The 5,511-nt window shown below is 62.6% G+C and carries 6 protein-coding genes; 2 read left to right on the top strand and 4 right to left on the bottom strand.

The annotated features are described in order from the left end of the window. Positions 1 to 2: 2 nt before the first annotated feature. On the bottom strand, positions 3 to 281 hold the full coding sequence (locus EM858_RS26930; RefSeq protein ID WP_127758575.1) for an HU family DNA-binding protein: 279 nt from the start codon (positions 279 to 281) through the stop codon (positions 3 to 5). Between the two features lie 249 nt (positions 282 to 530). On the opposite strand from EM858_RS26930, the gene EM858_RS26925 reads away from it, so the two are divergent. Beyond that, positions 531 to 758, top strand: a complete 228-nt coding sequence (locus EM858_RS26925) for a hypothetical protein (protein ID WP_127758574.1) — start codon at positions 531 to 533, stop codon at positions 756 to 758. Between the two features lie 6 nt (positions 759 to 764). Here the strand turns inward: EM858_RS26925 and traG are convergent, their stop codons facing one another. The 3 genes from traG to traC are packed head-to-tail and all read right to left on the bottom strand — an operon-like array spanning position 765 to position 3,196. Then, on the bottom strand, positions 765 to 2,693 hold the full coding sequence (gene traG / locus EM858_RS26920; protein WP_127758573.1) for a Ti-type conjugative transfer system protein TraG: 1,929 nt from the start codon (positions 2,691 to 2,693) through the stop codon (positions 765 to 767). Beyond that, on the bottom strand, positions 2,680 to 2,895 hold the full coding sequence (locus tag EM858_RS26915; RefSeq protein ID WP_127758572.1) for a type IV conjugative transfer system coupling protein TraD: 216 nt from the start codon (positions 2,893 to 2,895) through the stop codon (positions 2,680 to 2,682). The genes traG and EM858_RS26915 overlap by 14 nt, the downstream gene beginning before the upstream one ends. A gap of 4 nt (positions 2,896 to 2,899) precedes the next feature. Further along, positions 2,900 to 3,196: a conjugal transfer protein TraC gene (gene traC / locus EM858_RS26910; RefSeq protein ID WP_127758571.1), complete on the bottom strand. Its 297-nt coding sequence runs from the start codon at positions 3,194 to 3,196 to the stop codon at positions 2,900 to 2,902. Between the two features lie 245 nt (positions 3,197 to 3,441). On the opposite strand from traC, the gene traA reads away from it, so the two are divergent. Continuing rightward, the coding region (gene traA / locus EM858_RS26905) for a Ti-type conjugative transfer relaxase TraA (protein ID WP_127758570.1) at positions 3,442 to 5,511 on the top strand (2,070 nt) is incomplete at its 3' end.

The raw sequence follows: 5,511 nt of genomic DNA, 5'->3' as shown, positions 1-5,511 counted from the left end.
GGTTACGTGTTCATCGCATCCTTGAGCGCCGTGGCAGACTGGAACGACAGCTTCTTCGCAGCTGCCACCTTGATCATTGCGCCCGTAGCCGGATTGCGCGCATCGCGCTCGGGCGTTGCCTTCACCTTGAACTTCCCGAACGAAGGGATCGACGTCTCGGCGCCGGATGTGGCGGCGGTCGTGATTGCGGCGAACACGGCCTCGACGATCGTTTTGCTTTGCGCCTTCGTCAGGCCATGGTCAGCTGCGATTTTGTCTGCGATTTCATTGGTGGTGGTCATATCATTGTGCCCCTCTTCGTGTGACGGCAGACACTCCCACCTGTTAGCGTTGATGTCACCGCTCCGTCGCTACGCAATCCTCACAATCGCCCCTATTTCCACAGCTAGCTGCCCGGCGAACGTCCTCTCCGGCTGCCGTCAACGATCCGAAATTGCTTCGGACGCGTCCAGCTAGAGTCTCGCTCTGAGGCAACTGGAATTTGCCGCGCCAAGAATGTATGGCGAATCCAGGACATCAGAGGGTTCACTATGGACGATACCATTCAAATCGGAAGCCGCGGCGACTTCGGTCTCTGGGCAATCGAAGTCGCCAAACAGATTGTCGGCGAGCAGGGCTTCGAGCTTGCTCAGGCCGCGCGCGACGGCACGGAGGATGATGTGCAGGCCGCCGGCAATGCTCTGGGGCAGGCGATCACCAACGCGCTGCTCGAAGTCTTCGATGGGCTGCTGGATGAGGCGCCCACTGACGCGACTTGACGAACCTCACTGCTTCTGCGCGGTATCGCGGAAGAACGCGTTCGGCTTCACACATGCCTTCATGTCCTCACGCCTAAACCAGATCGCGCGGCCACAGCGGAGCGGCGGGTTACCCGCGGTGAACACGATCTGCTCATCGCCGCGCATGCGCATGACCTCGTAGGGCAGGATCAGGGGCCGGCGGCTCAGCTGCTTCGATCGCGAGCGCGACGAACCGGACGATTGGGAGGTGCGGCTCATCTGATCCACCTCGATCGTCGTCTCGCCGCAGCGTCTCGACAGATAGTCAGCCGTCTCCGGATCGTTGATCGCCGCAAAGGATATCCACGACGCGGACTCGAACCATTTCGAGCTAGCGTCACGGCCACCATAGGCTTCGCGTATCTGGCCGATCGACTGGAAGATCAGCGTCAGGCTGATGCCGTATTTGCGGCCGGCGTCGCGCGCGGTTTCGAGAATGCGGAGATAGCCAAGTCGGGCGACTTCATCGAGCAGGAAGAGCGTTCGTCCTGACACCTCGCCATTGCGATTGTAGAGCGCATTGAGGAACGATCCGATGACGACGCGAGCGAGGCCCGGATGCGCTTCCAACACCTTTAGGTCAAGCGCGATGAAGATGTCGGTCTCGCCGTTTGCGAGCTCGTCGGTAGAGAAGCTGTTGCCCGAGACCAGCGCCGCATAGTTCGGATAGGATAACCAGTGCGTTTCCTTCACAGCATTGGCGTAGACGCCTGAAAACGTCTCGGGTGTCATATTGACGAACACCGCGACGTTCTCCTTGACGAACAAGGATTCCGAGCCTTCGTAGATGCGTGTCAGCCGCTCGCGCAGCTTCGGCTCTGGCTCCGAGAGATTGGCGCGGACGCGCCGCAGTGTCTGCTCCTTCTGGTCGGTATTGCCGGAGAGGCAAACGTCGGCGATCAGGGCGGTAAGCAACTGCATGGCGGAGGCCCGGAAGAAGTCGTCGCGCGCCGATGGCGCCCGCGCATTGTCGGTCATGATCCAGGTGGCAACCGCAACGATATCCTCTTCCTTCGTGCTGCCGAAACGACCGATCCAGTCAAGCGCGTTGAAGCCGATCGCCGGCGTCTCCGGATCAAGCACGATCACCTTGCGACCGGCCTTGCGGCGATGATCGATGACCATCGGCGCAACTTCACTGGACGGATCGAGCACTACCAGACTGCCACCCCATTTGAGGGAGGTCGGCACGGTCACCGATGTCGTCTTGAAGCCGCCGGAGCCGGCAAAGACGATGCCGTGCGACGAGCCGAACGAGCCGTCGAAGCAGAGCAATGGTGACTTGCCACCGGTGCCCCAGCTCTCGACGCTGTCAGCGCGAAACGACCTTGCTCCTGCGCTGTCGCGATCGACGCGATAACGCTCTCCGATGACGACACCGCCGCTTTCCGGAAAGAGTTTTGCCGCTTCCGTCATGCTCATCCAGTCGGCGTCGCCATGGACGGCGCGTTTTCCCCGAACCCGCCGTGGCTCGGCTCTCGCAAATGCCCCATTGCCACTGACCGCAACGCGCAGCGCGAAGATGCCGGAGAGCATCGCAGCGGCCGCGCCGATCGCGGTCGATGGATCGACATAGGAGAGGACGGATTGGCCAACTGGCACGCTTGCGCCGATGCCAAGGAGCCGCATCGTTTCGCGCAAGACGGCGACCAGCACAACGGCCAGACTCCCGATCACGACGCTCCAGCCCGCAGCCTTTATGTGCGCAGCACCATTCGCCGCGAACAAAAAAATCAACCCGGCGCCGGCCGCGATCGCATAGGGAAGCGCCAGACCGACGCGACCGAGCATGAGCTTCGCCTGCGCTGTCTTGCCGAAGCCTGCGAGCCACTGCTCGATCCCGGGAACAGGGATGGTTGCTCCGATCATGATCGTCGCAGGCAGCAGGGCCAGCAACAGTCTATTCAGCGACATGGCCGAACGCCTCCGTCCCGATCGCCGTCAATCGCGCCCGCTCGCTGTCATCGCCCCGAATGCGTCCGGCCGCATCAATCAGCAGCCCGAGCAACAGCGCTCGTTTCTCGTAGCGCAACCCGGCCTTGACGATCAGGCCACCGAGCTCGATCTTCTCACGGGTGTCCTTCTTCCGGGCATCGTTCGCAATTGTCCGCCCCATCCGCTCAAGCCTCGCCAGCGCTGCTCTGAGCCGCGCCAGTCTCGTCCTTCGCGGCCGATGCGCTACTGGACCTGCCATCACCGGCATTTTTCTTCCCGGTCGCCGCTCCGGTGCCTCCGCGAAACCGGTGCGCAACCTGCTCGAACGCCGCCTGTAGCTCGGTCTCGTCGATCTCGATTTCGCCCAGGCCCGCCCTCAGTGCGACACGACCGATCCGTTCAGCCTCGCGTGTCTCGGCGGCTTTGAGCTGTTCCTGCAGTCGGGCGATTTCTTCCCTGATCTTCGATGATGGCTTCTTCATTCCGTTTGCAACTCCTCGGTCTCTGGTGGTGCGTCAGCAGCGACAGACTCCCCTGAAAGGGCCGTCAGGCCAAGGTGCAGATCTGCATGTCGGCAAAGCCGACGCTTTGCGGCATGATCCCGCCGCTCGATGAGAGCGGATCCAAGGGCGCAATTATACGTCGCTGTCGCGACGTCTCGTTTTGCCACCCTGGCGGGGCCGCTTCTTACGAGAGAACGAGGTCTGAACCGGGAGTTTCTCGCACCGTGGCCATTGCCCATTTCTCCGTCAGCATCGTCAGCCGCGGCGAAGGCCGCAGCTCCGTGCTGTCGGCGGCCTATCGGCACTGCGCGAAAATGGACTACGAGCGCGAGGCGCGCACGATCGACTACACCCGAAAGCAGGGCCTGCTGCACGAGGAGTTTGCGCTGCCGGCCGATGCGCCGGACTGGGCGCGGACGTTGATTGCCGATCGCGCGGTTTCGGGCGCATCGGAAGCCTTCTGGAACCGTGTCGAGGCCTTCGAGAAACGCACCGATGCGCAGCTCGCCAAGGACCTGACGATTGCACTGCCGGTCGAACTGACCGCCGAGCAGAACATCGCGCTGGTGCGCGACTTTGTCGACAAACACGTGCAGTCGAAGGGCATGGTTGCCGATTGGGTCTACCATGACAATCCCGGCAATCCGCATATCCATCTGATGACGACATTGCGGCCGCTGGCCGAGGACGGTTTCGGGGCCAAGAAGGTCGCGGTGACGGGCGAGGACGGCCAGCCGCTGAAGACCAAAGCGGGCAAAATCGTCTACGAACTATGGGCCGGAGGTGCTGCCGAGTTCAATGCGCTCCGCGATGGCTGGTTCGAGCGCCAGAATCATCATCTGGCGCTAAACGGAATTTCGCTGCGGGTCGATGGTCGCTCCTACGAGAAGCAGGGTATCGAGCTCGAACCGACCATCCACCTCGGCGTTGGCGCCAAGGCGATCGAGCGTAAGGCCGAGAGCCAAGGCGTCCGGCCAGAGCTCGAACGGTTCAAACTGAACGAGGCGCGCCGCACTGAGAACACCCGCCGCATCCTTCGCGATCCGACGGCCGCGCTCGACCTGATCACGCGGGAGAAAAGCGTTTTCAACAACCAAGACATCGCCAAGGTGCTGCATCGCTATGTCGACGATCCCAGCCTCTTCCAGCAGTTGATGGCGCGCATTCTCCAACAGTCCGAGGTGCTGCGCCTGCAGCGCGACACGATCGATTTTGCCACCGGCGAACGCGTCCCGGCGCGCTATACGACGCGGGCGATGATCGCGCTCGAAGCGGAGATGGCCAATCGCGCTATTTGGCTCACGCGGCAAACCTCGCACAGCGTTCCGAGGCAAGTGCTGGAGGCGACATTCGCCCGCCACGCGCGTCTCTCGGATGAGCAGAAGACCGCAATCGAGCATGTCGCAGCTCCGGTGCGGATCGCTGCGATCGTCGGCCGCGCTGGCGCCGGCAAGACCACGATGATGAAGGCGGCGCGGGAAGCATGGGAAGCAGCTGGCTATCGCGTCGTTGGTGGCGCGCTCGCGGGCAAGGCGGCCGAGGGACTGGAGATGGAAGCCGGCATTCAAAGCCGTACGCTCTCCTCCTGGGAACTGCGCTGGCAACGCGGTCGGCACGGCCTTGATGCCAGGACGATCTTCGTCATGGACGAGGCCGGCATGGTCGCCTCAAAGCAGATGGCCGGTTTTGTCGAGGCCGTGGTCAGGGCGGGTGCCAAATTGGTTCTCGTCGGTGACCCCGATCAGTTGCAGCCGATCGAGGCCGGTGCGGCCTTCCGGGCGATTGCCGATCGCATCGGTTATGCCGAACTCGAGACGATCTACCGCCAGCGTGAAGACTGGATGCGGGCTGCCTCCCTTGATCTGGCGCGCGGTAACGTCGCTGCTGCACTCGTTGCCTTTGGCACCCATGACCGGCTGCACGGATCGACGCTGAAGGCTGACGCGGTCGAACAGCTGATCGCCGACTGGAACCGCGATTACGATCCTGCGAAGACCACGCTGATGCTCGCGCATCTGCGCCGCGACGTGCGCATGCTTAACGACATGGCCAGGGCCACGTTGGTCGAGCGCGGGATCGTCGGCGATGGGCACGCCTTCCGAACGGCCGACGGCATGCGCCAATTCGATGCCGGCGATCAGATCGTCTTCCTCAAGAACGACACTACCCTCGGCGTCAAGAACGGCATGATCGGCAAGGTCATGCAGGCAGCACCAAACCGCGTCATCGTTTCGGTCGGCGAAGGACGAGACCAGCGTCACGTCGCCGTCGAACAGCGCGCCTACAACAACCTC

Origin of the sequence: Agrobacterium sp. CNPSo 2736, from assembly GCF_004005385.1 — a bacterium.
In the GTDB taxonomy this organism is placed as follows: domain Bacteria; phylum Pseudomonadota; class Alphaproteobacteria; order Rhizobiales; family Rhizobiaceae; genus Agrobacterium; species Agrobacterium leguminum.
Note: the sequence above shows the minus strand (reverse complement) of the source record. Positions and strands in the feature narration are given on the sequence as shown.

What these genes read in the sequence shown, in the direction of transcription:
- EM858_RS26930 (WP_127758575.1), bottom strand. Translation starts at nt 281, where the DNA reads ATGACCACCACCAATGAAATCGCAGACAAAATCGCAGCTGACCATGGC.
- EM858_RS26925 (WP_127758574.1), top strand. Translation starts at nt 531, where the DNA reads ATGGACGATACCATTCAAATCGGAAGCCGCGGCGACTTCGGTCTCTGG.
- traG (WP_127758573.1), bottom strand. Translation starts at nt 2,693, where the DNA reads ATGTCGCTGAATAGACTGTTGCTGGCCCTGCTGCCTGCGACGATCATG.
- EM858_RS26915 (WP_127758572.1), bottom strand. Translation starts at nt 2,895, where the DNA reads ATGGGGCGGACAATTGCGAACGATGCCCGGAAGAAGGACACCCGTGAG.
- traC (WP_127758571.1), bottom strand. Translation starts at nt 3,196, where the DNA reads ATGAAGAAGCCATCATCGAAGATCAGGGAAGAAATCGCCCGACTGCAG.